This is a genomic window from Rhodanobacter fulvus Jip2, from assembly GCF_000264315.1.
GTDB classification, from domain to species: domain Bacteria; phylum Pseudomonadota; class Gammaproteobacteria; order Xanthomonadales; family Rhodanobacteraceae; genus Rhodanobacter; species Rhodanobacter fulvus.
This window is the reverse complement of the sequence record NZ_AJXU01000051.1, coordinates 91,086-116,913: the sequence shown is the minus strand read 5'-3', so window position 1 is coordinate 116,913 and position 25,828 is coordinate 91,086. Positions and strand designations below refer to the sequence as shown.

21 protein-coding genes and 1 tRNA gene are annotated in these 25,828 nt (G+C 64.9%); 5 read left to right on the top strand and 17 right to left on the bottom strand.

Translation table 11 applies throughout. The annotated features are described in order from the left end of the window. Window positions 1-695: 695 nt before the first annotated feature. The gene (locus UU9_RS12745) at window positions 696-1,676 is read left to right on the top strand and encodes a polysaccharide deacetylase family protein (RefSeq protein WP_007082166.1); all 981 of its coding nucleotides are present in this window, start codon (window positions 696-698) and stop codon (window positions 1,674-1,676) included. 46 nt (window positions 1,677-1,722) lie between these two features. Then, the gene (locus tag UU9_RS12740) at window positions 1,723-2,436 is read left to right on the top strand and encodes a formyl transferase (protein WP_237710279.1); all 714 of its coding nucleotides are present in this window, start codon (window positions 1,723-1,725) and stop codon (window positions 2,434-2,436) included. Between the two features lie 59 nt (window positions 2,437-2,495). On the opposite strand, the gene UU9_RS18010 is transcribed toward UU9_RS12740, so the two are convergent. Next, window positions 2,496-3,173, bottom strand: a complete 678-nt coding sequence (locus UU9_RS18010; RefSeq protein WP_156804285.1) for a hypothetical protein — start codon at window positions 3,171-3,173, stop codon at window positions 2,496-2,498. 146 nt (window positions 3,174-3,319) lie between these two features. Here UU9_RS18010 and UU9_RS12735 point away from each other — a divergent pair, with 146 nt between their 5' ends. Continuing rightward, the gene (locus UU9_RS12735; RefSeq protein WP_484592834.1) at window positions 3,320-4,426 is read left to right on the top strand and encodes a polysaccharide biosynthesis/export family protein; all 1,107 of its coding nucleotides are present in this window, start codon (window positions 3,320-3,322) and stop codon (window positions 4,424-4,426) included. A 271-nt stretch (window positions 4,427-4,697) separates the two neighbouring features. Then, window positions 4,698-6,101 (top strand): undecaprenyl/decaprenyl-phosphate alpha-N-acetylglucosaminyl 1-phosphate transferase, encoded by a 1,404-nt coding sequence (locus UU9_RS12730; protein ID WP_237710278.1) that lies wholly within the window; start codon window positions 4,698-4,700, stop codon window positions 6,099-6,101. A 44-nt stretch (window positions 6,102-6,145) separates the two neighbouring features. Here UU9_RS12730 and UU9_RS12725 read toward each other — a convergent pair whose 3' ends face one another. From UU9_RS12725 to UU9_RS12660, 14 genes are all read right to left on the bottom strand, one after another. Beyond that, the gene (locus UU9_RS12725) at window positions 6,146-7,579 is read right to left on the bottom strand and encodes a glycosyl hydrolase family 28-related protein (RefSeq protein WP_007082162.1); all 1,434 of its coding nucleotides are present in this window, start codon (window positions 7,577-7,579) and stop codon (window positions 6,146-6,148) included. 136 nt (window positions 7,580-7,715) lie between these two features. Continuing rightward, on the bottom strand, window positions 7,716-8,873 hold the full coding sequence (locus UU9_RS12720; protein ID WP_007082161.1) for a glycosyltransferase family 4 protein: 1,158 nt from the start codon (window positions 8,871-8,873) through the stop codon (window positions 7,716-7,718). A gap of 43 nt (window positions 8,874-8,916) precedes the next feature. Further along, window positions 8,917-10,875: an asparagine synthase (glutamine-hydrolyzing) gene (asnB, locus tag UU9_RS12715; protein WP_337454054.1), complete on the bottom strand. Its 1,959-nt coding sequence runs from the start codon at window positions 10,873-10,875 to the stop codon at window positions 8,917-8,919. An 8-nt stretch (window positions 10,876-10,883) separates the two neighbouring features. Next, the gene (locus tag UU9_RS12710; protein WP_007082159.1) at window positions 10,884-11,969 is read right to left on the bottom strand and encodes a glycosyltransferase family 4 protein; all 1,086 of its coding nucleotides are present in this window, start codon (window positions 11,967-11,969) and stop codon (window positions 10,884-10,886) included. Next, window positions 11,966-13,285 (bottom strand): hypothetical protein, encoded by a 1,320-nt coding sequence (locus UU9_RS12705; RefSeq protein WP_007082158.1) that lies wholly within the window; start codon window positions 13,283-13,285, stop codon window positions 11,966-11,968. Before UU9_RS12705 ends, UU9_RS12710 begins: the two co-directional genes overlap by 4 nt. After that, window positions 13,282-14,559: a glycosyltransferase family protein gene (locus UU9_RS12700; protein WP_007082157.1), complete on the bottom strand. Its 1,278-nt coding sequence runs from the start codon at window positions 14,557-14,559 to the stop codon at window positions 13,282-13,284. The genes UU9_RS12705 and UU9_RS12700 overlap by 4 nt, the downstream gene beginning before the upstream one ends. A gap of 98 nt (window positions 14,560-14,657) precedes the next feature. Continuing rightward, window positions 14,658-16,115 carry a lipopolysaccharide biosynthesis protein gene (locus UU9_RS12695; RefSeq protein WP_007082156.1) on the bottom strand — a complete coding sequence of 486 codons (1,458 nt, stop codon included), beginning with the start codon at window positions 16,113-16,115 and terminating at the stop codon, window positions 14,658-14,660. A 31-nt stretch (window positions 16,116-16,146) separates the two neighbouring features. Beyond that, the gene (locus tag UU9_RS12690) at window positions 16,147-17,448 is read right to left on the bottom strand and encodes a glycosyltransferase (RefSeq protein ID WP_007082155.1); all 1,302 of its coding nucleotides are present in this window, start codon (window positions 17,446-17,448) and stop codon (window positions 16,147-16,149) included. After that, window positions 17,445-18,548 carry a phosphoenolpyruvate carboxykinase (ATP) gene (locus UU9_RS12685; protein WP_007082154.1) on the bottom strand — a complete coding sequence of 368 codons (1,104 nt, stop codon included), beginning with the start codon at window positions 18,546-18,548 and terminating at the stop codon, window positions 17,445-17,447. The genes UU9_RS12690 and UU9_RS12685 overlap by 4 nt, the downstream gene beginning before the upstream one ends. Continuing rightward, window positions 18,545-19,666 carry a DegT/DnrJ/EryC1/StrS family aminotransferase gene (locus UU9_RS12680; RefSeq protein WP_007082153.1) on the bottom strand — a complete coding sequence of 374 codons (1,122 nt, stop codon included), beginning with the start codon at window positions 19,664-19,666 and terminating at the stop codon, window positions 18,545-18,547. Before UU9_RS12680 ends, UU9_RS12685 begins: the two co-directional genes overlap by 4 nt. Then, complete coding sequence (gene wbpD, locus UU9_RS12675; RefSeq protein WP_007082152.1) at window positions 19,663-20,250, bottom strand: UDP-2-acetamido-3-amino-2,3-dideoxy-D-glucuronate N-acetyltransferase; 588 nt, start codon at window positions 20,248-20,250, stop codon at window positions 19,663-19,665. The genes UU9_RS12680 and wbpD overlap by 4 nt, the downstream gene beginning before the upstream one ends. A 12-nt stretch (window positions 20,251-20,262) precedes the next feature. Further along, window positions 20,263-21,222, bottom strand: a complete 960-nt coding sequence (locus UU9_RS12670; RefSeq protein WP_007082151.1) for a Gfo/Idh/MocA family protein — start codon at window positions 21,220-21,222, stop codon at window positions 20,263-20,265. A 61-nt stretch (window positions 21,223-21,283) separates the two neighbouring features. Beyond that, window positions 21,284-23,485 carry a polysaccharide biosynthesis tyrosine autokinase gene (locus tag UU9_RS12665; RefSeq protein WP_007082150.1) on the bottom strand — a complete coding sequence of 734 codons (2,202 nt, stop codon included), beginning with the start codon at window positions 23,483-23,485 and terminating at the stop codon, window positions 21,284-21,286. A 31-nt stretch (window positions 23,486-23,516) separates the two neighbouring features. After that, window positions 23,517-23,951: a low molecular weight protein-tyrosine-phosphatase gene (locus UU9_RS12660; RefSeq protein WP_007082149.1), complete on the bottom strand. Its 435-nt coding sequence runs from the start codon at window positions 23,949-23,951 to the stop codon at window positions 23,517-23,519. Between the two features lie 319 nt (window positions 23,952-24,270). Between UU9_RS12660 and UU9_RS18005 the strand changes: the two genes are divergently transcribed. After that, the gene (locus UU9_RS18005; protein ID WP_156804284.1) at window positions 24,271-24,558 is read left to right on the top strand and encodes a hypothetical protein; all 288 of its coding nucleotides are present in this window, start codon (window positions 24,271-24,273) and stop codon (window positions 24,556-24,558) included. A gap of 1 nt (window position 24,559) precedes the next feature. Here the strand turns inward: UU9_RS18005 and UU9_RS12655 are convergent. After that, window positions 24,560-24,635, bottom strand: a tRNA-Ala gene (locus tag UU9_RS12655). A 51-nt stretch (window positions 24,636-24,686) separates the two neighbouring features. Beyond that, window positions 24,687-25,802, bottom strand: coding sequence for a ribonuclease D (locus tag UU9_RS12650; RefSeq protein WP_007082148.1), 1,116 nt, complete (start codon window positions 25,800-25,802; stop codon window positions 24,687-24,689). Window positions 25,803-25,828: the final 26 nt, after the last annotated feature.

Below are 25,828 nucleotides of genomic sequence, written 5' to 3'. Positions count from 1 at the left end.
CGCAGCGCGCAGCGCGAAGGGATTGGGCCCATGGATGGGCCCAACAATCCCCGCGGACCTCACGCAACAGTGCAGCACACCGAAGCGGCGTTTTGCGTATCTGGCGGAGAGAGAGGTGTGGACGAACCCTCTTGGGTTATTCGGCCCATCCTGGGCCTCACCCTTCGGGCCATCGGCTGCGCCGATGTTCGCTCCGGCATCCTGCCTCCGCAGTCGACAATTTTGTCTGGAACAAAATTGGACAGCCGAAGGCTGGCCCCGCAGCGCGCAGCGCGGAAGGATTGGGCCCATGGATGGGCCCAACAATCCCTCGCGGGCGTTACGCAACGGGGCAGCACATCGAAGCCGACATTTTGCGTAGCTGGCGGAGAAACATCGCCAACCGCAATCCCGTACGCACACCACGCCTGGAAGTTCCAGCCCAGTTTGCCCCGACAATCTCCGCAATTTCACGTCGCTTAGCCAAAAATGGCGCCTGGACGTGCGGTGCTGTCGCGACGGGGTCGTGGCCGGGTCGGGACGCCCCTCATCGCCCCTTCAGGTTCTGCCCTGAGAATACGATCAGTTCGCTCGACGCACGCCTTGCGAATAAACACGGGGAGATGAGCCGACGGTACGCGGCTTGACTCGATCGTGCGTCGGTACCGCCGATGCTTCAGGAGACGGCGCCCTGACTAACGAGGTGTGGCTGACATATGCCGGGTGTATTCACTGTCTCGTTGGATCTGGAGTTGTATTGGGGCGTGCGCGACAGCCGCAGCTTCGAGGACTACGGAGCGAACCTGCGCGGCGAACGCGATGCCATTCGCGGCATTCTCGATCTGTTCCAGGCCCACGGCATTCACGCCACCTGGGCCACGCTCGGGTTTCTGTTCTTCAAGGACATCGCCCAGTTGCGGCAGCAACTGCCCGGCGTCTTGCCCGATTATCAGAACCAGCAGCTTTCGTCCTATCGCTACATCGACGAACGCAGGTGGGGCGATGATGATCTCTACCACTTCGCGCCGGACGCGATCGAACAGATCCTTCGTTGCCCCGGGCAGGAGGTCGGCACGCACACGTTCTCGCACTACTACTGTCTGGAAGAAGGGCAGACCATCGAGTCATTCCGCGCCGACTTGCGCGCCGCGGTGGAGGTTGCGAAGGGCGTGGGCATTCCCACCACAAGTCTGGTATTTCCGCGCAACCAGGCAAACCCGGCCTACCTGCGGGTGCTCGATGAACTGGGTATTGCCTGTTACCGGGGCAACGAAAGGATGTCGTTCTACAAGCCGAGAAACCAGCAGGGGCAGAGTCCGCTGGTACGCGCGTTGCGTCTGCTGGATACCTACATCAACCTCAGCGGTCACAACACCTACAGCCTGGAGGAATGCGCGCGCAGCCGGCCGTTCGACATTCCAGCCAGTCGATTCCTGCGCCCGTGTTCGCGTTCACTCGCACCGCTGGAGAGCCTGCGGCTGCATCGCATCAAGCGTGCTATGCATGATGCCGCGACCGAAAACCGGCTGTTCCACCTGTGGTGGCATCCGCACAACTTCGGTGCCGACGTGAAGCGCAACCTGGATTTTCTGCGGAAGATCCTGATCCACTACGACCAGCTCCGGCAGCGCCATGGGATGCAGTCGCGCAATATGGGCGAGGTCGCGGCGTTGCTGGAACGCATGCATGTCGGCTAGGGCGCGGATCGTGCTGCTCGCGGGTGATGGGTTGTCCACGCGGGTGATGTACCACGGCCTGCGGGAGGAGTTCGACATCGTCGAGGTGGTGCTCGAAGACAAACCTTCCGCGCTCGGGATGCTGCGCCACCGCGCCCGCAAGCTCGGCGTGATCCAGACATTGGGACAATTCGGCTTCATCCTGTACAGCCGACTGCTTGTCCGCGCTTCCCGTTCGCGTATCGAACAACTGCTGCATCGGCACGGCTTGTCGGACGCGCCGATTCCCGCGCAGGTGATCCGTCGTGTCGCCAGCGCCAACGGGCGCGGCGTGGCGGATCGTCTGCGCCGGCAAGCGCCCCAGGCTGTGGTGGTGAATGGCACGCGCATCCTGTCGAAAAAATTGCTGATGGCCGTGGATGCGCCTTTCATCAATACGCACATGGGTATCACGCCGGCCTATCGCGGAGTGCATGGTGGCTATTGGGCGCTGGCGAACAATGACCGCGCGCACTGTGGCGTCACCGTTCATCTGGTGGACGCAGGCGTCGATACCGGCGGCATCCTGTATCAGGCGATCATCGCGCCCGAGGTGGACGACAATTTCGCCACCTATCCGATCCTGCAGCTGGTGCAGGGGCTGTCACTGATGAAAGCTGCGCTGCGTGATGCCGCCACCGGGCGCCTGGCTCCCCGCGTCGGTGAAGGACCGTCGCGGCAGTGGTATCACCCCGGCTTGCTCGGATATTGGAAAACGCGGCTGCGGCAAGGCGTCAAGTGAGTACGCTTGCTCGATCCGGGGGGCGAGCGAAACGCTGCCGATGGGCTGGGTGGTTGCCGTCAGTGCAGAAGCCCCAGATGAAACATCAGCCAACCGGCCAGTGCGCTCAGAACCAGACAAACAGCGAGCCAGAATCCTCGAGAATTTTTCTCCCAGACAGGCTTTTTCTTGTTGTTTCCCATGTTTTCTTGCACCAGTAACGGGCGGCAGCCGAACACGACGTGGATGGTTGCTGACGAAAGCCAGTATCGTGCCAACTCAGGGCGCGGACCTCGTCGGGTATCGAATAGTGTGGTTCCGGACACTCGAATCGGGGCGCATGCCGCAGTTTTCCCCTGTACCTGAACGAGGCGGCGGGCGGCCGAGCGCGTCGAGTTGCATGGTAGCGTAACGACTTGACGCTTTTTCCGCGTGCCGGGTGACAAAAGCATGGCGCTCGTCTTTCCTGGTGGCGGGCAGGGCACCGACCGCGCAAGCTGGTTTGAGCGCTGTGCGAGACAGTCGGACAGTGGTTTGCGCGCGCGTCGAGATCGAAGGTGGTGTCGACGTTGATCCGGTTCTGTCAGCCATCCCGATATCGCTGCCGGGCCTTGCAGGGCAAGGGATTTGGCCGTCCAATTCATGTTGATGCCGCCATGGATCCGATCACGCCGTGATCTTCTCTTCACGTGGCGTGTGTCATCAACTATCCCATTTTTTTTTCTGCCGGTTACTCCTTCACATTTGAATGGATTCATTCACCCACATCCGTGTCAGTAAAATGAATTTGCGCTTTACCAACGCCCTCGATTTTTAATGCGGGCTCTGAAATCGACGCGAACGTGTTGTTTAATGTTTATTCCAGGATGCCTAGTGGATCACCATCTTCGAGGCCTAATTAAACATGAAGACAACTCGCGCCTTTCTCATTCTCGCTTTCGTGCTGCTGGTTAACGGTTGCGTGTGGGCCCCAGGACAACGCATGCGTAGCGAAGGACTGGTTCGTGGTACGCCGACGGACAGCAGTCAGATCCAGCTGGTAACGATCACCCCGCAACTGTTGACGAAGAACAACGCGACAACGCTGGCCGCCACGGTGCCGCAGGCGCTGTTGTCGTACAAACCGGAGCCTTATCGCGTCGGTCCGGGCGACACGCTTTACATCACCGTCTGGGATCACCCGGAGCTGACGTCGCCGGCGGGTTCGCAGCAGCAGACGGCCGCCAATGGCCGCCTGGTCCGGTCCGATGGCACGATGTTCTATCCCTACGTGGGCGCGGTGAAAGTCGCCGGAATGACGATCGAGCAAGTGCGCGATGCCATCAGCACGAAGATCGCCAAGTATGTCGAACGGCCGCAGGTGGACGTCGGCGTCGTCGGTTACAACAGCCAGCATGTGCTGCTGCAAGGGGCGTTCAAGAAGACCGATCCGCAACCGATCACGACGGTTCCGCTGACCCTGGGGCAAGCGCTGGGTACGGCATCGGTCAACGCGGATGAGGCCAACATGTCCGATCTGACATTGACGCGGGACGGACAGGACTACCACCTGGATCTGACCGCGCTGAGCAACGGCCACAGCCTCGCGCAAAGCATCTATCTGAAGCCGGGGGATCGCCTGATGCTCCCGTACAACGATACCCAGGAGATCTACGTGCTGGGGGAGGTGCTGCATCCCCTGGCGGTTACCTTCAGGAGTGCTTCGGACATCTCGCTGACGCAGGCCCTGGGCCGCGCCGGTGGCCTCAATCCCGTCACGTCCGACGGCAAGGAGGTCTATGTCATTCGCGGCGCGAACAACCTGGAAAACACGCCAGCCAAGGTCTTTCAGCTTGATGCGCGTTCACCTTCGGCGTTCGCGCTGGGGGATCAATTCAGGGTGAAGCCGGGCGACGTGGTGTTTGTGGGTGCGGCCGGCGTGACGCGCTGGAATCGCGTGTTGAGCCAGTTGCTGCCGTCAGCCTCGATACTCAGCAGCGCAGCCAATGCGAACTACAGCGCTACGCACTGAGGCCACGCGTTTGCGCATCGCGTAAAGCGATCATCGACCGGCAGCGAAAGTTGTCGGTCGATGTCGTGCGCGCAGCCTGATGGTTCAGAGCCGTTTGTCGTTTCAGTGTCTGGACGTCTATTCAGCGAAGGGACAGAATTCATTCAGTTCGGATGACAACACGATATGAATGATTCATTGACAAAACAATCATCTAACGATGGTGGGCCTGAATCAGGATTTTCACCATGCAAGCAGCGCTGTCCAAAGATGGTAGGTTAACCGTTCGGCATTGGCTCCGACTCGTTTCATCGGAACGGATTGCCGGATTATCTCCTGGCTTCGGATCGCTTTCCGCCACATAAGGCGGCGATCCGTCGGCACATCAAAATCAATAGATGCGGGGCGCCGGGTTTCTCTGGCGTTTCCGCACCACTCACAACTCGAGCTCGGCTGGACCAGGGGGATCCGTTCGAGGTTGGTCGGAGGTAGCAATGCCATGCACGAGTCGCGACTAGTCGTTGATTGCCTGGTTGCTGCATGCACGTCGGCGATGGCCATTGTCGTGCTGCGTCGGTTCGCCGTCCTGTGGGGGTTGGTGGATCATCCTGATCAACGCAAGCAGCACCACGGCGACGTGCCGTTGGTGGGCGGGCTCGCGATCTTCATCGGCATGGCGGCGGGCGCGGCTTGCTACGGGCAGTTCCAGGGGTTCGAGATCACCTTGCTGGGCACCGCCGCCGTGCTGGTGCTGCTCGGTGCGCTGGATGACCGCTTCGATCTCAGCGTGCGGGATCGCCTGCTGATCCAGACCATTGTCATCCTGACTGTCATTGCCAGCAGCGGCGTGTACATCCATACGCTGGGGCGCATCTTCGGTCACGAAGTAACATTGGGCTGGCTCGGCGTTCCGGTGACGGTGGTTGCCGTGATCGGGCTGGTGAATGCGTTCAACATGATGGACGGTATCGACGGCCTGGCCGGAAGCCTGGCGCTGGTGAGCATCGCCGCCATCATCCTGTTTGCGGATCCGTCGCCCTTGCACGGCGTGATCGCGTTGCTGGTCGTGCTGGCCGCTGCGTCGCTGCCTTATCTCGTCGCCAACCAGGGCTTCATGGGCGGAAAGATTTTTCTGGGCGATGCCGGAAGCATGTTGATCGGCTATTTGCTGGCCTGGGCGCTGATCAGCATGAGCCAGATACCCGACACGCAGCTGTCGCCGGTCAACGTGCTGTGGTGTGTGGCGCTGCCGGTTTTCGACACGTTTGCGGTGATGTATCGGCGCATGCGGCAGGGCAGGTCGCCGTTCAAGCCGGATCGCGGGCACATCCACCACATCCTGCTCGGGCTCGGCCTGACGTCCCGCACTGCGTTGGCCCTGTTGATCCTGCTTGCTACCGGCCTGGCGCTCATCGGCGCCTTCCTCAGCAGCACGGCCCATTCGGCGGGCACCAACCTGACAACGTTCTGCCTGACCCTGGGTGTGTACGTCATAACGGTCACGCATGTATGGCTGCGCCAGGAAGCGCGTCGGCACGGGGAGGGTGATCCACGAGCTGTGGTCGACGCGGGCGTCGTCGCGCCGGAAGTGGCGGCCCGCGAAGTCGGGCTGCCCGTGTCGGAGGACGAGCTCATGTTCAGGGAAGACGACCATGCCGAGATCTACTACTCGCTGCGGCGATCGTCGCGTCGCTGACCGCGATGGTCCGTGTGGCGAGTGGTGCTACCGGGGCGCGGCTCTCACGGCGTTGGTGTGGTTCCGCGAAATTCGATCGTCGCGCCGTTGGCGACCTTCCTTACGCTGCTGTCGACGTCGTTCGAGTACTCGGAGGAATGCGCCAGCATCAACCGGCCTTTGCTGATGCGCATGTCGTTGCTGGTACTCAGGAACGACATGGAACCGGTGCGCGTGCCGTGTGTCACCACGTTGCCGGAGATCGTGATCCTGTCGATGACGCGTTTGTGGTCGGGTGACTTGTCTTCGGCGAAGTTGATGCAGGTGGCGTGGATGTCGGTGAACACATTGCCCGCGCACACCAGGCCGTCGGCACCAAGCACGCCGATCACGCCCATCTGCGGGCGTATGCCGGTGAACATGTTGCCGGTGATCACCGTGTTGATGGCATTGCGGCTGGTTCGCGACGCGATCGCGCCAAGGCGGATCGCGTCGCCGCCGGGCCCGGAGCCGGGTGGCGAACGGCGGAAGGTGCAGCAGCTGATCTGCGTACCGCTCAAGCCCTTGACCGCCACGTCCACGCGTATCGAATTGAGGAAGTCGCAGTTGAGTACGCGAAGATTGTCCGGCCTGCTCGCGACGGTCTTCGCCTTGGTGGAAGTGTCGATGCCCCAGTAGCAGTTGGTGAATTCGCAATCCGACACCGTCCAGTCATGGATGTTGTCGCCGGTCTGGTGTCCGTTGAAAAACGTGATGCCCGCCGTGTTGACCGTGTCGATGTCGATGAACCGGCAACCGCTGATGGTCACGTCGCGATAGATGCTCCAGTCGTGGTCGGGCTCGAAATCGATGCCGCCTACCGAATGGGAAAGTTTTGCGTTGCCGATATTGCGGAAGACGCAATGCTCCACCGTCAATCCGTCGCAGTCGATGACGGAAAGCCCGTTGCGGTTGTCCTTCACCGCGCCGTCGAAGACGCAGTCGCGCACCGCGATGCGCTGGTTGTGGCGCTCGGTGCCGGCGAGCGTGCCTGAGCCGACATACATGCCGTCGCCGCGAAAGCCGTGGAACGTCACCCGCTCGACGGTGAGGTCCGAGGTGGCATTGACCGCGAGCAGGTAGAAGAACTGCGCATAGCCGAACTCGGCCACCCGCCCGTCGAGCTTCAGGTCGTGCAGATGGATGTCGCGCATGTTATCCGCGACCCGGCGGGTGCCGCCGTCACGGATGTGGGTGACGAGCATGAATTCGCTGGCCAGCGATGCGTCGTAGGCTTTGAGCTGGCTGGTCGGCCCTTCGCCATACAGCTCGAAGCCGGACTTCAGATTCAGCTGCTTCACGGGATAGACACCGGCCGGCACGAACACCTTGCCGGAGGCATCGATCGCGGCCTGGATGCCGCCGGTGCAGTCATGCGTGCTGCGACCGGCACGAAGGGCGGCGTGTTCAGAGGCGGGGAGGTAATCCAGTACGTTCGCCTGTTTCAACGGGGATGGCATGAGGCGGCCTCCGGTTGTGCGACTTTCGTGACGGGAGTGGTGACTGTGGTGGAGCTATCGGCCGAGTCTACTGCGGCAGATGTTGGGGCCATGAACCGCACATGACCTGGTCGTTCGGGTCGTGGCATATGGACGTCTAGACGGATGATTCGACAGATGCCTGCGACGTGGTGCATAGCTCCGTGTAAACCGCCATCGTGCGCTCGACCACGATGCGTTCATCGAACTGCGCTCTTGCCTTGCGCCGCGCCGCGTCGCCCAGCCGGCGCGCGAACGCCGGATCGTCCTGCAACCGGGCCATGGCCCGTGCCAGCGCGTCGCTGTTTCCCATCGGCACCAGCAATCCGTCGATGCCATCGGTCACTACCTCGCGACAGCCGGGCACATCGGTGGTGATCAATGGAAGTCCGCAGGCGGCGGCCTCCACCAGCGTTCGCGGCAATCCCTCGCGGTAGCTGGGCAGCACCACGATGTCCACTGCGCCGAGCAGGCCGGCCATGTCGTCGACGTGACCGAGCCAGGTCAGCAGGCCTTCATCGACCCATCCTCGTATCGTGGCCTCCGGCACGGCGGCCGGGTTGCCCGGGTCCGGGGTGCCGGCGAGCAAGGCCTTGAACCTGCGGCCCTGCTGACGCAATTGCCGGATGGCGTCGACGTATTCGGCGACGCCCTTGTCCCACAGCAGGCGGCTGGCCAGCAGCATGCGCGGGCGTCCGTTGGCGGGTGCCTGCGGGGAGATCGCGGCGAACTGCGCGCAGTTCACGCCCGAGCCGCGAATCAGTCGCACATGCGCCGGGTCGACCAGACCGGCCTGCCGGAACAGTTCGACGTCGTCCGCGTTCTGCAGGATCAGTCGCGCATCGCGTCCGCCCAGCGCCAGCCGCAGCAGGCCGCGCACCACCGGCCGCAGCAGCCGCGCTTTCAGCTGCGAACTGGTGAAGACGTAACCCATGCCCGCCACCGCATTCACCCGCGCGGGGATGCCGGCCAGCCGTGCCGCCAGCGAACCGTACACGGCGCACTTGATGGTGAAACCATGGACCAGCGCGGGTCGTTCGCGCCGCAGCAGACGCACCAGGTGCCACAGCAAGGCCAGCTCGCGCAGCGGGTTGAGGCTGCGCCGCTGCATCGGCAGGGGTTCCCAGCGCAGGCCCAGGCCACGCAGCTTCTCGCCATACGGCCCGGGCGGTGAGATCAGCAGCACGTCGTAGCCCGCGCGCTGCAGTGCCCGCGCCAGCGCGCGCCGGAAGTTGTAGAGATACCAGTCGGTATTGGCGAACAGTACGGCCTTCATGAGCATGCCCCGTGCGCGCTTGCGATGTGGGTGCCGGCAGTGATCATGCGGATGCCCTCCGCTCCTGCTCCAGCCAGGCCTGGAACATCAACACCGTCCACAACTGGTGCTGCCAGTTGCGGCGGCCGCTCAGGTGTTCGGTCCACTTTCGCCGGATGGCGTCTGGCTGGAAAAAGCCCTCGTGGCGCAGGCGGCTCTCGTCGAGCAGGGCTTCCGCCCAGTCGCGCAGCGGGCCGCGCAGCCAGCTGTCCAGCGGCAAGCCGAAACCCATCTTGGGTCGTTCGATCAGTTCCTTCGGCACATGCCGATACAGCACCTGGCGCAGCAGCCATTTCCCCTGGCCGTGGCGAATCTTCTGTTGCAACGGCAGGCGCCAGGCCAGCTCCACCACGCGGTGGTCGAGCATCGGTACGCGCGTCTCCAGGCTGTTGGCCATTGCGGCACGGTCGACCTTCACCAGGATGTCGTCGGGCAGGTAGGTCTGCGCGTCCATTGCCATCATCCATTGCGCCAGGTTGTCGGTGGGCGGCCACGCCTCCGGTGTGGTCAGCAGCGTCGGCGGCTCCTGCGCGCCCAGCACGACGCGGGCCGGGTCCTGCCATTGGCTGGCGAGGTTGAGGAAATAGGCCTGGCCGCTCGACAGCGTGAGTACGTCCGCCAGCTTCTGCGCCTTGTCGCCCGGCGTCGCCAGTTGCCAGCGCCTTGGTAACAGCGGGCTTATGCGCTGGAACCATCGATCCCAGGTTGCCGGTGTCACGGCACGCAGCGCAGCCGCCGCGGCGCGACGTGCGGGCGGCGGCAGGCGTTGCGCCTTTTCCCACGTGGTGCGTGCGCCCAGGTAGCGGTTGTAGCCGCCGAACAGTTCGTCGCCGCCGTCGCCACTCAAGGCCACCGTCACCGCGCGGCGGGTCAGCTGGCTGATCAGGAAGGTGGGGATTTGCGAGCTGTCGCCGAACGGCTCGCAGAAGATGCCGGGCAATTGCGGAATCACCGCGAGCGCATCTTCGGGCCGCACGTACAGCTCGGTGTGCTCGGTGCCCAGGTGTCTTGCCACGGCCTTGGCGTGCACGGCTTCGTCGTAGCCGTTTTCGTCGAAGCCGATGGTAAAGGTCTTGACGGGTCGCGCGCTGCGCGCCTGCATCAGCGCCACGATCGTGCTGCTGTCGATGCCGCCGCTGAGGAACGCACCCAACGGCACGTCGGAAAGCATCTGCGAATCGACGCTGGCGCCCAGCTGCGCTTCCAGCGCATCGGTGGCGGCGGCGTCGGTGGCAATGAGCGGCTCACGCAGGCCCGCGCTTACCGCGTCGTTGTAGCGCCAGTACGGCACCGGCTGCGCCTCGCGCGGCGTGTCCACCGAAATGCGCAGCAGATGCCCGGGCCGCAGCTTGGCCACGCCGCGGTAGATGGCGTGGGGCGCGGGGACGCAGTCGTGGCGCAGCAGCAGGGCCAGTGCGCCGCGGTCGATCTCCGCCTGGAATGCGGCATGCGCCTTCAGCGCCTTCAGTTCCGAACCGAACAGCAAGGTGTCGCCCTGCCAGCCGTAGTACAGCGGCTTTTCGCCCATCCGGTCGCGCGCCAGCGTCAGCGTGCGCTGCTCACGATCCCACAGCGCGAACGCGAACATGCCGACGCAGGCTCGCAAGGTGCGCTCGACACCCCAGGTGGCGAAGCACGCCAGCAGGGTTTCGGTATCGGCGTGCCCGCGCCACGACGGCGCGGCGTACTCGGCGCGCAGGCGTTCGCGCAGCGAGCGATGGTTGTAGATCTCGCCGTTGAACACGATGACGTAGCGCCCGTCGGCCGAATGCATGGGCTGGTGCCCGGCCGGGGAGAGGTCGAGGATCGAAAGGCGTCGCTGTGCCAACGCCACGCCGGCGGCCTCATCGCACCATTCGCCGCTGTCGTCGGGGCCACGGTGAGCGAGCCGTGCCGACATCGTCCGCGCCTGCGCCAGCAGCGCGCCCTGCGCGCCACCATGCCGTTGCCAGAAGCCCGTCATGCCGCACATCAGGCATGCCCCGCGCGGCGCAATATGTTTGCGAGCCGCGGCACCTGCGCGCCCAGGCTGTATTCCGCCTCGACCCGCGCGCGGCCCGCCGCGCCCATGCGCTCGCGCAATGACGGGCTCGCGATCAATCGCTGCAGCGCGTCCCGCCAGGCCGCTTCATCGGTGGCCAGGAAACCGTTTTCGCCGTGGTGCACGATGTTGACATTGACCCCGACCGGCGAAGCCACCACCGGCAGGCCGCAGGCCATGTACTGGATGATCTTGTAACCGCACTTGCCGCGCTCCCACGGACTGTCGAGCAGCGGCATGATGCCGATGTCCATCCGCGCGATCATCGCCGCCTCGGTGACCTCGGACCACGCCACTACTTCCGGCGTGGTGCCGTTGAACAGGTGCGCGGTTTCGGGTCGCGCGCCGACCAGCAGCAGCCGCGCATGGTTCCCGGCGCAGACCTGCTCCAGCGCCGGGCGCATGTCCAGCATGTAGTGCTCGGTGGCGGGCGAACCGATCCAGCCGATCACCGGCGGCTGGCCGTCCGCGGTATTGATCGCCGTGTAGCGTTGCTCGTCCACCACGGTCGGGATGACCTCGATCCGCGCCGCACCGGCCTGCCGCGCACGTGCCGCGAGGTAGCGGTTGCCCGCGATCACGCAGGCGGCGCCGCGCATGATGCGGTCGATCTTGCGGCCCAGCAGGCGGCGTACCAGCGGGTTGGCGGACTGGTCGTACTTGTGGAACAGCGCGTCGTCGTAATCGACCACGTACGACTTGAACGACCGCGTCAGCGTTGCCTCGACCCAGTAGGGCAGGTAGGGGAAAAGCTCGCCCTCGATCCAGGCCAGGTCGTGTTCGCGACGATGCAGGAGCTGCATGAAGCGCTGGCCGAAGTAACCCCAGGCACGCTTCCTGGCGGCTGCGGGGTGGCCGCCGTACAGCGCTTCGAGATACGCATCCGGAAACAGCGCATGCACCTGCACGTCGATGCCGTGGTCACGCAGTGGCGCGAGGTACTGCAGGCTGCGCAAGCGCGAACTGGGGCCGCGCCGCGAATATTTGGAAAACAGCAGAACCTTGAGGCGCTTCATTCGCGGCCCTTCTTCAGTGCCTTCGGATACTCGATGGCCAGCGCCACCAGCGGGATGACGTACATCCACTGGAAGACAAACGCCTCGATGTACGGGTTGGTGTTGGTGCCGAGAAAGGCGCAGACGAAGCCGCAGAACATGAACTTGTGCCGCGGCGGCAGCCGGTGTCGATACGCCAGCCGGATCACCGAGGCCATGTACAGCACGAACGGCAAGGCGTAGATCAGCGCGCCGATGATGCCGACCCGATAGATCGTGGCCAGCCACACCAGTTCATAGCGCCAGGGGTGCTCCGTATCGCTGACGAAATCCACACCCACGCCGTGGCCCGACCCCAGCCCGCCGTTGGCGAGAATGCCGGCGAACAACGAGTGGCCCATCTGCACGCGCGCGCTGCCGCCACCGGAGGCGAGCTTGGTCGAGACGGCGTCCAGCACCCGCGTCAGGCTGATCTGCGTATAGGCCTGCAGCAGGAACAAGGCCGTGATCACCGCGATCAGCATCGGCAGGCCATAGCGAATCAGCCGGAAGATCGGCGATTTCTGTCGGCGGTCGGTGGTGCGCGAGGACAACAGCAGGCCGAGGAACCAGCCCAGCGGCACGGCCAGGATCAGCGCCGTGCGACCGGAGGTCAGCGCGCAGACCAGCAGCATTGCCAGCAGCGCCAGCCGCATCAGCCGGTTCCTGATGAGCTCGGGCGAACCGAAGAATCCGCCGCACAGGAAGATCAGCGAACCGTACACATGCATGGTGGCGCCGGCGAATCCCTCGGTGAGGTTGACGTTGGCGCCCTCGAAGAAAAACGTCACCGCCGCCGCGCCGCGGGTGAGGTACAGGTAGAAGAACAAGCCGACGCTCAGCGCGCACAGCAGGCTGAGCACGGCAAGCCAGTCGATCAGCCGATCGGTTCCCAGCCGTCGCAGCAGGCCATCGGCAGCGAGTGTCCACAGCAGTGGGGAAAGGATGTAGATCGTCACCACCTGGATCTGGGCTTCCTGCGGTGCGTCGTGCACGCCGCCCACGACCATGTAGAGCACGGTGACGATCACCGTGCAGGCGTACAGCGCCAGCAAGGTCCTGAAGCCGGGGCCGATGCGCAGCCCCGGCAAGGCCAGCATGGCGGTCAGCACCATCGCCGCCGCCGTGATGTCGGGGAGCGAGTTGGGCACGACCACGGCCAGCACCAGCAGCGCGAACGCCACCCCAAGAAACAGATGGCGCACGGTGAACCGGTAGCGACCCGTGAACGACTGCGCTGCCGGCGCCATGAACACCGACGGCTCCGGCGTCAGCGTCGAATCGTTGCCGGGGTTCATGGCAGCACCATGGTGGAAAGCCAGCCGTCGAGCATGTCGGCCTGGGCAACGCGGCTGTAGATGGCGATGTCGCGTGTTGCGCCGTTGCGGTGGGGCGACAGCGCGCTGCGTACCGCTTCGTAGCCGGATACGCCCGTGCCGGTGAGGATGGTCTGGCCGGCCCCGGTCCGCGCAAGGATGGCGGTGGCTTCGTTGCTCACGCCCGAAACGCAGACGACGTCGGCGCCGGTGGCGAGGTATTCGAACAGTTTCCCGGTGGCGCAACTGGCGCGCGAGCCGGTCAGCAGCAGCAACTTGTCGCAACGTTTCATGAGCTGCAGCGCCAGCGTGCGCTCGACCGGCCCCAGCACGCTGACCGGGAAGTTGGCGCGCCGCAGCGTGGCCTGCTCGCCCTCCGTCAATTCGCCGACAAAGATCAGGTGGTGGTTCGCGCGGGTTTCCACCGGGTCGTTCAACGCATCGACGAGATAATCGAGACTCTTCGACGCCGATCCGTCGCTGGCACCGATGCGCCCGAAATGGCCGATCAGCAACGCGTCGGCCGGTACCTCGCGGGCGAGGATGGCGGCCGCGCGCGTGCTGCCCACCACGTCGTCGTCGAGCGCGGCGAAGTCGTCCGGGTCGTAGCCGTTGGGCAGGATCGCCGTGGCCTTGCCGGGATAGCGTTGCTGGAAATCGTCGACCAGCGGGCCGCTTACCGACGTGACCAGATCGCTGGCAGCCACCACCCGCGCTTCGATCAACTGGCGCATCACTTTCCGCCACCAGCCGGGCTTGCCCAGCGGTTCGAAGACCAGCCCGTCGCGGAAATCCTGCAGGCAGCCGATGCTGTGCTTGCTGGACAGCGCGGCCGCGGCAACCAGTGCATCGACCGGCGAATACGTGCCGATGACCACGCATTGCTCGCCGGCGGCCAGCTTCCTGGCGCACAGCCGGTTGGCCTCGGCCAGCGCGTGGACAAACCAGGGGCGCGCATGCGAACGCCCCTCGCCCAGCAGGAACGGCAGCGGACGCACAAAGGCGGCCGCCAGCGCCAGCAGCGACGCAGCGGCGGATGATTCGCTGCCCACGCAGCGCCCGGGCAGCGGAAAAATGGTGATGTCGGTACCCGGCGGCGCGACCGTTGCAGTCATGGCCGCTGGCACGTCCCGGGCAAAAACGAAGATGCGGTATTTCGTCGGGTCCAGGTATTTCAGCAGGCTTTTGAACCGTTGCGCGGCGATATTGCCGGCGAGGTGATGCGCCGCGAACACGAACAAATTGATTTTCTTCATCGATGGATCCTCAATCTGTCGGTGGCATCGCCATCAGGTGTGCTGGAGAAACCGGTTGATCTGCGCCCACGCGTCGAGACGGCGCGGCATCGACCCGCTCACGGCAGCGCACCGGGGCCTCCTTCGGCTTGCGGGCAGGCGGGTGGCGGTTTGATCGCCGCCCGCAGCGACTGGTACATGCCCATCCATTCCGCGCGGAAACACGCGAAGGCGACCGGCAGCAGGGCCAGCCAGACCAGGCTGAAATGCACCGGCAGGTGCGGGCCGAACACCAGCGTCGCAATGGAAAGTCCCACGCAGGCGGTGACGAACATGTACAGCCGCGCGCGCGGGAACGGCCGCCACACATAGGCCGATGCCTCGGTGCGGGCCACGAAGAAAACCAGGAATGCGATCGCGTTGGCCACCACCGCGCCGGCGGCGCCGTGCGCGGGGACCAGCCATACGCTGAGCGCGACATTGACCACCAGCGCCGCGAGAGTCGACCACAGCGACAACATGGAGCGGCGCGTGATGCCGATGCCCACGCACGTCACTTCCGAGAGCGTGTACAGCAGCGGCTGGCCAATGCAGCACAGCATCAGGTACTTCACCTGCGCGTAGTGCGCCGGCAGCACGAAATCGGCCAGCCAGGAGAACGCGCCGGTGAGCGCCCAGATCGCGCACACCACCGCCAGCGCCTGCCTGGCGATGGTGTCGACCCGCCGCATGTCCACGCCATGTGCCACCCACTTGTAGACGAGCGGCGCCCACAGCACGGTGAAGATCGTCTGGAAGACCACGCCCACGCCGGCGAAGCTCATGGAGACCGAATAGATCGCCAGCTCCGGCAGGCTGGACAGCGAGCGCAGCGTCAACGTGCTGGTGGCGTCCAGCCCCCAGTAGGCGACGCCGGCGAAGATCAACGGCGTGCCGTAGGCGAGTACCCCGCGCACCTGCGCGGGCGCCACGGACGCGCGTATCGCCGGGCTCCATTCGCGCCAGGTGTTCCAGCCATAGGTGATCAGCACCGACAGCAGCGAAATGAAATACGCCGCCTCCAGTTCCACGAACGAGGCGTGCATGTTCGACGCGGCGATCAGCGTCACCACCAGCAGAAGCAGCACCTTGGGCAGGATCTGGCTGATCGAGAACGCCGCGCCGCGATCCTGCATGCGCAGGATCAGCGAGAGGAAGCGCGAGACGAAACTCGTCGCCACGCAGGCAAGCAGCAGCCAGAAGTAGGCGACATGCCCCACCCCGAACAGCCACTCGGCGATGCGGTCGTCGAAGGGCGCGGTCACCAGCATTGCCAGCAGCAAGAGCGCGCAGCCGGGTGCGAAGCAGGCTTTCAGCAAGGCCGCGCGATCGGCCGATTCGTGGTACTCCCGCACATAGGCGCGATCGAGCCCGAGGCCGAACAGCAACACGCCGAAGGAGACGGCAATCTGCACGATGTTCAGCCGTCCCACGTCGGCCGGCGGAAACACCCAGGCGATCACCGGCACCGTCACCAGGCCGAGCGCGGCGGTGGCGATGGGGCCAACGGCAAATGCCAGAGCGGTGCGTAGGTTCATCCGTTGATCGGTCCGATGGGGCGCGTCGCAATTACCTGCCCGCCGCATGCTGGATGGCCGGTGCCGCCGGCTGCCGGCGGCGCGCCGGGCTGTCGTCGGCGGCGCCGAGGGCGACGATGCCGGCCACGAAATCGCGGTAATTCCTGGCGGCATCGAAGCCGGCCTCGATCATCTGCCGCGCGTTGGCGCGCAAATGCGCACGCCCATCGGCGAAGGCGACCCGCGCCATCGCGTCGGCGATTTCCTCCGCGTCCGGTTGCGGGCGAAGCAACACGCCGCAGCGTGCGGACACCAGGCTGGAGACGCCGCCCACATCGGGCGCAACCACCGGCACGCCCGCACTCATCGCCTCCATGATCGACACCGGCACACCTTCGGACTCGCTGGTGTTGACCAGCATGTCCACCGGCGCGTCGCGGTACAGCGCCGCGACGGCGGAGTGGCGCAGCTCGCCGGTGAACGTGAACTCGAGGTTGCCCAGGCCAGCCAGCTCCCGTTTCGCCAATGCCCTCGTTTCTTCCAGCAGCGGGCCGCCGCCGACGTGTGTCCACGTCATGCGGATATCGCGGTGCCTGCCGGCGAACAGGCGCAGCGCGCCGATCATCCGGTCCAGCCGCTTCACCCGCATGCAGGACGCCACCGACACCACGTGCAGGCAACCGGTCGGGCTCGGACGGTTGAGTGCCTTGGCCAGCGGCACACCCAGCGGACTGATGCGGATGTTTTCCGCTGGCGCGCCATAGGTTCGTTGCAGGTACGTTCCCGCTTCGCGGGACAGCGCGAAGACCGCGTCGAAGGCGGCGATGAACTGCCGCTTGAGCGGCATGTAGCCGGAATCGCGGCGTGCTTCGTACAAGTCGTAACCGTGCGTGCGGGAGACGACCTTGCGTACCGCACCGGCTTCCCTGGCGAGCACGGCGGCGCAGGCCTGGGTGTCGTTCCAGTAGCAGTACGCCACGTCGATGCGACCGTGAATCCTGGCGTGGCGCTGCAACTGCGCGGACTGTTCCAGCGCCTTGGACGTGTGCAGCAGGGCGCGGCCGATGGTGCGCGGCTGGAGCTTGCGCGACCGCCGCAGATAACCCAGCTCACGCCAGAAGATGGCCGAACGCAGCGCCGCCAGCGCATGCCACAGGCGCCCGACCCCGACGGTGCTCGCCATGCCTGTATCGACCGCGATGCGTGCCGGCACCGGCCGCGGCGTGCCCGTCGCCAGCGCGGGCAGCAGGGTCACGCTGATGTCGTCGCGCGCGGCCCAGTAGCCGATCTCGTCCTCGATGAACTGCTCACCGGGGAGGTAGGGATAGGCGTTGGTCAGGATGGCGATTATCACGGCGTCGCGGCCATGCCCGAGGTGATGATGTCGGTCACGCGCTCCTGATAGGTGGCGTGGTCCACCTTCAGCGGGATGCTGATCTTGAAACAGCCGACCGCGGCGAGGCTGCCCGAGAGCACCCGGCGCCAGTTCGCGGTGACTTCTTCCATCGTCAGCATGGCGGTGCGCGCGGTGGCCAGCGCGTTGTATTTTTCCCAGTACAGATGGTCGTGGAAGACGCTGTATTCGGCGCTGACCACGGCGATCGTCATGTCCACGACGCTGGCCAGGCTCAGCTTGGACAGGCGGATGTCGGGCACGTCCTCGCGCACCACGTAATACAGGCGCGACAGCGGGGCCGATGCGGAATCCACGCTCGAGTACAGGCGGTCGGGCGACATCTTGCGCCGCACGCTGGCGGGATTCAGCCGGTTCTTGATGGCGAAGTGGGCGCGGTCGATCCAGCCGCGCCCCGCCAGCAGCTCGCGCTTCATCTGGTTGCCGGCGCAGTTGTAGCCGTAGATCTTCGGCCAGGCCATGTTGCCGTGGACGCGGCCGGTATCGGACATGACCACGATGTCGTCGCTGACGAAGCCGGCTCCCGGATGCTTGCGCAGCGCCAGCATCGCCGACGACTTGCCGGCGCCGCCGGTGCCGGCGAGCAGGCAGGCGCTGTCGCCGATCGTCACCGCCGACGCATGGATCGGCACCATGTCGTCGAAGAAATACACCGACGGCACCAGCACCAGTTCGTGCAGGATCTGCTCGAACGCCTCGGTTTCGCGTGCGTACTCCATCGACAGCAGCTTGTGGACCACGCGCCGCATCCCGCGGCGGCGCCGGATGGCGACCTCGACATGGAGACCGCCGTCGGCGGAGCGTTCCCAGCAGACGTCGACGCCGGGAAACACCGTGCGCATGCCGTGCTCGAAGGCTTCATGCACGCGCGGGTTGATCGCCGTGGGACGGCGCGCCGTCACGGCGTCGACGATACGGATGTTCACCTCGGGCGCGCGGCCGGGAGCGTCCGCATACAGGCTCAGGCTTTCCGCCAGCGGCGCCTCCAGGCTCGCATCGCAGGAAAAGGCATAGCACTTTCCGAAAATGATTTTCTTCATGCAGGACAAACCCGGCGCGACGGCAGATGGGAGAGAGCCGACGCCAGCGCCGTCACGATGGACTGCTGCTGATCCGCGCCCAGGTAGGGCGACATCGGCAGGCTGATGACCTGCTCGGCGAGGGTGTCGCCCACCGGCAACCGCCGTTTGCGATCGGCTACCGCTGGCTGCCGGTTGAGCGGCAACGGGTAGTGCACGGCGGTGGGGATGCCGGCTTCCTTCAACCGCGCTTGCACCTCGTCGCGCTCGGGCACCCGCACGGTGTACTGCGCCCAGGCGCTGCGGTTGTGCGTTTCGACGAAAGGCGCGATCGCCAGCTCGGCATCGGCGAACAGCCGGGCATAGGTCTGCGCCACCTGCTGGCGCAACGCGATCTCGTCGTCGAGGATGTCCAGCTTGGGCAGCAGGATCGCCGCCTGCAGCGTATCCAGGCGGCTGTTCACGCCCACGCGTACGTGGTGATAGCGCCGGTCCTGGCCGTGCCGGGCGATCTGCCGCACGAGGCGGGCCAGTTCCGCGTCGTCGGTCAGCACGGCGCCGCCGTCGCCGTAGCAGCCCAGTGGTTTGGTCGGAAAGAAACTGGTGCACGCCAGGGTGCCGAGGCTGCCGCTGCGGCGGTTTTTGTAGCTGGCGCCGAAACTCTGCGCGGCATCCTCGATCACCGCGATGCCATGTTTTGCGGCGATGGCGTTGATGGCATCGAAGTCGGCGCACTGGCCGTACAGCGAGACCGGAATGATGGCCCGCGTGCGTGGCGTGATGGCAGCCTCCAGCAGCTCGGGGTCGAGGTTGAACGTGCGCGGGTCGACGTCCACGTACACCGGCGTGGCGCCAAGCAGCGCCACGGTTTCGGCGGTGGCGATATAGGTGAAGCCCGGCGTGATCACCTCGTCGCCGCGACCGATGCCCAGCGCCATCTGCGCGATCTGCAACGCGTCGGTGCCGTTGGCCACCGCGATGCAGTGCGCCACGCCGGCGTAGGCGGCCAGCTTCTCCTCCAGTTCGGCCACTTCGGGGCCAAGGATGTACTGGCCGTGGGCCAGCACGCGGGCGATCCCCGCATCGAGGCGGTCCCTGATCCGCGCCTGCTGCGTTTTGAGGTCGATGAAGTCGATCATTGCGCCGCCTCCTGCCGGTACAGCGCGCGTCCGCTCAGCACGTAGCGCGTGCCGGTGTGCGCGCAGACCTCCTCGGCGTGGCCTTCCAGCGGCAGGTTCAGCTGCTCGCCGAATTCGCTCATCCAGCCGATCTGCCGGGCCGGCACGCCGACCATCAAGGCGTAGGCCGGCACGTCGCGGTTGATCACCGCGCCGGCGCCGATGAAGGCGAACTCGCCGATCGTCACGCCACAGACGATGGTGCAGTTCGCGCCCAGCGTGGCGCCCTTGTCGACCACGGTGTCGCGGAAATCGCTCTTGCGCTCGATCAGCGAGCGCGGGTTGTACACGTTGGTGAACACCATGCTGGGGCCGCAGAAGACGGCTTCCTTCAGCGTGACGTTGTCGTACACCGACACGTTGTTCTGGATCTTGCAGCGATCGCCGATGACGACCTTGTTGCCCACGAACACGTTCTGCCCCAGCGAGACGTCGCTGCCGATGCGCGCGCCGCCGCAGACATGGGTGAAGTGCCACACGCGGGAACCGGCGCCGATCTGGGCGCCTTCATCGACGATCGCGGAGGGGTGCAGGTAATAGTCCATGCTGCTCACTCTTCAGGCTTGCCGTGCGAGGAAGGGATGCGCGTCGTCAGCGCGGGCGGCGGGCTTGCCGTTGCGGATGGCCGACACCGTTTCGATGGCGACGCGGTTTTCGTCCAGGCCGAAACCGCGTCCGGCGAGGATCTCTTCGTAGCTGCGGTTGTGCAGGTCGGTGAAGCCGCCGGAGAACTCGATCTCCTCGCCGTCCACGGTGATCGAGCGGTAGGTGCGCTGACCGTTTTCGCGCAGTGCGCCCGGTACGTCCTCGATGTCCACCGAGAGAAACCAGCGCACGCGGGCGTTCTGGTATTCCAGATAACCGGCAGCCTTCGTCTCGCTGTCCAGGTGCACCACGTTGGCCTGCAGCGCACCGAAGATGTAGTGCAGCATGTCGAAGAAGTGCACGCCGATGTTGGTGGCGATGCCGCCGGATTTTTTCGGATCGCCCTTCCAGCTCTGCAGGTACCAGTGGCCGCGCGAGGTGACGTAGGCGAGATCCACCTCGTGCTTGCGATCGTGCGGGCCGCGCTGCACCTGTTCGCGCAGGGCCACGATGGACGGGTGCAGGCGCAGTTGCAGGATGGTGTTGACCCGCTTGCCGGTGTCGCGCTCGATGTCCTGCAGGCCGTCGATGTTCCAGGGGTTGAGCACCAGCGGTTTTTCGCAGATGGCGTGGGCGCCGGAACGCAGCGCGAAACGCATGTGCGAGTCGTGCAGGTAATTGGGCGAGCAGATGGATACGTAGTCGATCTGGCCGCCGTTGCCGGCACGTCGGCGCAGGTCCACGTGGCGGTCGAAGCGCTCGAATTCGGTGAAGAAATCGGCGTTGGGGAAATGGCTGTCGATGATGCCGACCGAATCGTTCGGGTCGAATGCGGCCAGCAGCTGGTTGCCCGTGGTCTTGATGGCCTGCATGTGGCGGGGCGCGATGTAGCCGGCGGCACCAATGAGGGCGAAGTTCTTGGAGCTAGGCATGGATGGTCCTGCGTGTTGCGTGATCCCTGTTTTGTTCGTGCGCGCGTCGCTGCGGCTGGCGTCATCTCGACGGCAGGCCGACGCCGTAATAGGCGTAGGAGTAGTAGCCCCGGCTGCGCTTCTCCACGGCGTTGAAGATGGCGCCCTTGAGCGGGACGTTGTTCTGCTCGAAACGCTGCCTGGCCAGCGCGATCTCGCGCGCCTGGTTGATGCCGAAGCGCACCACCAGCAGGGCGGTGCCGGCGTGATGGCCGATGATGGCGGCGTCGGTAACCGCCAGGATCGGCGGGGTGTCGATGATGATCAGGTCGTACAGCGGCCGCAGGTGTTCGAGCAGTGCGGAGAAGCGGGCGTTCATCAGCAGCTCGGACGGGTTCGGTGGCAACTTGCCGCGGGCGATGAAATGCAGGTTTTCCATCAGGCCGACCTGGCGCGTTGCCGCGGCCAGCTCAGCCTGGCCGGTGATCAGCTCGGAAAGCCCGACCTCGGCCTTGCCGCCGACCAGCTTGTGCAGCGAGCCCCGGCGCATGTCGCCGTCGATCAACAGCACCCTCTGGTTGCTCTGGGCCACGACGGTGGCGAGGTTGGCCGCGACAAAGGTCTTGCCTACATCCGGACTGGAGCCGGAGATCATGAGTACATTGTTCTTCGCTTCCAGCCGGGCGAAATGCAGGCTGGTGCGCAGGCTGCGCAAGGCTTCGGTGGCAAGGTCCGCGGGTGCGTCCATGACCAGCAGGCGCTGCTTGCCCCGTCCATGCAGGCGCATGTTCTGCTGCAGCGTCTGCTCGCGCGGGCTGATCGGGATGGTGGCGTAAACGGGCAGGCCGATCTTCTCGATGACGGCCGGGTCTTCGATGCCACGATTGAGCATCTGCCGGATGAACACGAAGACGAGGGCCACGAAGGCGCCCAGCAGCGTGCCGCCAAGCACGATGATGGTTTTCCGCGGCCACACCGGCCGCGTGATGTCCACCGCCGACTGGTCGATGATGCGCACGTTGCCCACCGTGCCGGCGCGCGCGATATCCAGTTGCTGGGCCTGGTTGAGCAGCCCGGTATAGGTGTCGTTGCTGACCTGCACGTCACGCTTCAGTTTCAGCAGCTGCTGCTGGGTGTCGGGCAGGTCGCCCACCCGCTTGTCGATGCCGCCCTTTTGCGCCTCGAGCTGGCCGATCTGCTGGACCAGCGCCTTGTACGCCGGATGCTCGGGCGTGTACTGGCGCTGCATGTCGGCCAGCTGCAGGCGCAACTTCTGGATGTTGGACTGGATGTCCACTTCCTGATCCAGCAGCCCCTGGGTCTGCATGCTGATGTCGACCGAGTGCGCCTTGATCTGATACGCGTTGAGCGCCGCGGTGGCCCGCTCCAGGTCGCGGCGCACGTTGGGCAGTTGCTCCCGCACGAACTTCAGGCTGTTCGCCGCTTCGGCGGAGTTGCGGTTCACATCCTGCTGCACGTAGAGCTCGCCGACCTCCTTGAGCACGTTGGCGGCCAACTGCGGGTCGGGATTGTCGTAGGTCATCTTCAGGATGCCCGACTCCTTGCCCTGCTCGTTGACGTTGATCGCGCTCTGCAATCCGTTGATCACGGTCAACCGGCGATGGCGGAATACGCGGAACTGCGTGCCCGGGTTCGCCACCAGGGTCTGGACCTGCATGGTCACGCCGTGGCCGCTGGAGGTTTGGCCGAGCTTGCCGGAGACCAGGACGTTCTCGTCGGCATCGACCAGCTCATAGGCGCCGTTCCTGCCGGCGATCAGGGTGAGCGGCTGATCCAGCAGGCTGTCCGGAACGTCCAGCTGGAAAATCTCCAGCTTCGAACCGCCCCAGTCGTACTCGACCTTGTCGAACAGCGGCGGGGACACCAGGCCGGGATTGTTCGCGGCATATTTGCGCGCGAAGTATTTGCCGATGAGGGGCATGCGCCGCGGGTGCGCCTCGATGTCGAGCTTGAGCTCGTCGACCGCGGCACCAAGCACCATCCGCGAAGTGATCAGCGCGGTTTCCGTCGTTGCCTCGGGGCTGGCCGCTCCCAGGGTCTGGGTCAGCGCGCTGAGTCCCGGCAGGCTTGGCACTTTCTGCTCCACCTGCACCACCGAGGTGGCCTGGTAGATCGGCGTCGTCAACATCGCGTAGGCGATGCTGAGCAGTACGAATACGCCGGTGATGATGCCAATCAACCATTTGTGGTCGCTGAGGGTGCCGAGCAATTCGCTCAGGTCAATCTCGTCGTCGCGCTGCACAGGGTCTTGAATGGCGGCCATAGGGGGAATCAACTCGTGGCATGGACGGGAATTACAGATAGGGCTCCCAACTGCTGACACCCTGCGTGATTATCTGGTGAACATGTTCGAATGCGGATCGGTGTTGACGATAAGGGTCGGGAATGTCAGTCCCGTTCAACCATTTGTCGAGCAGATAGGCCTTTCCATTGATCTCCGGCGAAAATTGAATCATCGCGCCCAAATGGCTCTTTTCCATACCCAGTATCAGGTCGGCTTCGCGCAGCATGGGAGGCGTCAATTGGTGCGCCCGGTGCATGCTGCCGTCGATGCCGTCTTCGGCAAGCAATTGCAGGGCATTGGCGTCCATGGGCCTGCCCACGAGTGCGCCGATTCCGGCGCTGCTGAAGCTGACACCGCGCGATTCCATGCGCTGGCGAAACAGGTATTCCGCCGTCGGGCTGCGGCAGATATTGCCCATGCAGACGATCAGTACACGTTTGAACACAATATCGAAGCACTCCCGCAGTCCGGGTCAGGGTCGGTCAGGCGCTGGACGTGGCGGAATCATGCTTCATTCCATCCCTGTGAAGCATCGCAAGGGAATAATGACTCGCCAAAGTGGCTGGTCATTGTCGATGCATGCAAGTCTGGTAATCAGGTGGGTTGACCGCCATTAAGAAGGGTGGTGCCAGCTTGATTATCTTGTTGTCTCACGTTGAATAAGAAGTGGATGCATTGTGGCAAAGCCGTCTTGTCATCGCGTGGCTGAAATGTGGTCTTCGATGATTGCATGGTCGAACGGTCTTACAGTGAATGTAAGCCAAATGATCCGTTCAATCGACATGATTAGTGTGAATACAAACGTGAATTCACATGTCGATTACATCGGTTATGTCACGCCTGTACGGCTGGGCTTGGCGGTGACGTTGCCAGAGGACGTTCAGACGGCTGAACGCGCGTCGCGCAGCGGCGAAGTCATGGCGCCGGGTGGCGTGATCGCGCCGGCTTGCGCGCAGGTGAACGGGGCTGATGGCGGGCGGGTCGAGGCCATCACGCGCCCAAACAAAAACGCTCCACACCGCGAGGGCATGAAGCGTCGTTTGTCGACATGAGTGGTGGAGCGGATGGGGATCGAACCCACGACCTTCGCATTGCGAACGCGACGCTCTCCCAGCTGAGCTACCGCCCCACGTAAGCGGCGAATATTAGCAGCGCATTCCGGATTCGCCAAGCGTCATGATCACGCGGGCAGCAAGGCCGGCAGGTGGTCGTGCAGCACCTCGCGCCGCCAGCCTTCCAGGAATTCGGGCCATTCGGCGGTGACCACATATTCCTCCAGCACCTTGCGCGGGCACAGCAGGCCCGATGGCAGGTCGAGGGCGGTGGCGCGGTCGTCGACCTCCTGCTTCATCGCCGCCAGCGCCTTTTTCGCGTTGCCCTGGGGATGGGCAGGGATGCGGGCGGTGGCGGCGATCTCGTCGGCGTCGACCGGCTGGCTCATCAACTCGAACAATTCGCTGCGCTGGGCCGAGCGCAAGGCGCGCTGGCCGCGGCTGCGCTGTTCGAGATCGGACAGCGTGGTGGCCGGCTGCGCTGCCAGGCTCAGGGCCAGCGTGTCATCCATCAGCCAGGGGCGCGGTCGGTCGAGGCTGCGCGCACGGCCGTCGCGCCACAGCAGCAACCGCCGGAGCAGCGCCTGTTTCTCTCGCGGCCATTCGGCGGCGGCGCGCAAGGCGCGTTGGGGTTGCGGGTCGCCGTCGCGATGGCTGGCGCGGCGCTTCAGCCGCTCGCAGTCCTCGGCGTGCCAGGCGCTGCGGTCGCGCTGCTGCAGGCGTTCGCTCAACTGGTCGTGGATGGTCTTCAGGTAGACCACGTCGAGCGCGGCATAGGCGCGTTGCGAATCGGTCAGCGGGCGCTGCAGCCAGTCGGAGCGGGTTTCGCCCTTGTCCAGGTCCACGCCCGCCAGTTCGGCAACCAGCGCGCGATAGCTGAGGCCCAGGCCCATGCCGACAAAGGCGGCGGCGATCTGGGTGTCGAACAATTGCTGCGGGCCGTCGGGCAGTAGTGGCGCCAGCGTTTCCAGATCCTCGCTGGCGCTGTGCATCACGGTGACGGCCGTGCCATCGCCCAGCCGCGGCTGAAGCGCATCGCCGATGTCGAATGCCAGCGGGTCCACCAAGGCATGCCGGCCGTTCCATCCCAGCTGCAGCAGCGCCAGTTGCGGGTGGAAGGTATTGCGACGCATGAATTCGGTATCGACGCCGACTGACGCCGCGGCGGGCAGCGCGTCCAGCCACGCCTGCAGCGCATCGCGGTTATCGATCCATTCGGCGTCAGCCGTGACGGGCAAGAGCATGCAAGATCCTTGATGTGCGACGGGCA